The sequence below is a fragment of the Arthrobacter sp. Y3223164 genome (assembly GCF_059091005.1).
This window is the reverse complement of sequence record NZ_JBNHGF010000644.1, coordinates 1-1,034: the sequence shown is the minus strand read 5'-3', so window position 1 is coordinate 1,034 and position 1,034 is coordinate 1. Positions and strand designations below refer to the sequence as shown.

Sequence of the window (1,034 nt, the reverse complement as noted above, 5' to 3'; positions counted from 1 at the left end):
TGGCGGCCCGGACCCGGTCGGCCACGGAGGCCGCCGTACTGGAGTCGTTGGCACCCGGGCTGCAGCGGTCCGCGGCGGAAGTAGCGCAGACGGTTGGCATCTCCCGGGCCACTGCCCAGCGGTACCTGTCTGCTTTGGCGGACGACGGCGCCGTCGAAATCCATTTGCGCTATGGCAGCACCGGGCGCCCAGAGCACCGTTACGGCCGGGCCGGGTGACTCAGGGCGGGGCCGTCGGCCGGTCCGGGGCACCACCGGACTGGTTTTTGTGGCCGCGCAACGGCGGGCAAAGGCAGGAACAGGGGCGGGCAATGATTGGATGGCAGGCATGACCGTTGGCTTGGTACTGGATCTTTTCGGCACCTTCTTTTTTGCCATGTCCGGTTGCCTGTTGGCGGCCCGCCGGAAATTCGACATCATCGGTTCCGTGTTCCTTGGCTCCCTGGCCGGTCTGGGCGGCGGCATCATCAGGGACGTAATTCTGGATACCGTCCCCAGTGCCTTTAACAATCCGCTGTACTTCGTCCCGCCGGTGGTGGCAGCGCTGGTGGTCTTCTTCCTGTTCCGCAGCGTGGAACGCATGCAGCGTCCATTGCTGATCTTCGACGCCGGCGGGCTGGCACTGTTCTGCATCACCGGGACGGTCAAGGCCCTGAGCCTGGGCATGAACCCTGTCGCCTCGGCGCTGCTGGGCCTGACCACTGCCGTGGGCGGCGGCATACTGCGTGACGTCGTGGCCAACCGGGTGCCCCAACTGTTCAGCCCGGACGATCTGTATGCCGTGCCCGCCATGTTGGGTTCGGCCTTGGTGGTGGTGCTGTGGTTTGCCGGGGTCTACGGAACGCTGGCCGCCGTGGGCGTGGCCGCGGTGGTGTTCGGGCTCCGTGTGGTCTCCCTGCACTATGGCTGGCACATTCCGCACGCGGCCCCGGTATCGCGCCTGCCGCAGGACGACGGCTGATCAGGGAACACCCGCGGCTGGGCGGAAGCCGCGGCTGGGCGGAAGCCGCGGCTGGGCGGAAGCCGCGGCGGGAC

General features: G+C 67.8%; 2 protein-coding genes. Both read left to right on the top strand.

Annotated features, from left to right (window positions below; all coding sequences use genetic code 11):
* Window positions 1–218: helix-turn-helix domain-containing protein (locus AC5RUJ_RS17095; RefSeq protein WP_494156345.1), on the top strand; the 218-nt coding region annotated here is incomplete at its 5' end.
* 109 nt (window positions 219–327) lie between these two features.
* Window positions 328–960, top strand: a complete 633-nt coding sequence (locus tag AC5RUJ_RS17090) for a trimeric intracellular cation channel family protein (protein ID WP_494000878.1) — start codon at window positions 328–330, stop codon at window positions 958–960.
* Window positions 961–1,034: the final 74 nt, after the last annotated feature.

Excerpts from the sequence above, each read along its gene's own strand:
- AC5RUJ_RS17090 (WP_494000878.1), top strand. The coding sequence starts at position 328 with ATGACCGTTGGCTTGGTACTGGATCTTTTCGGCACCTTCTTTTTTGCC.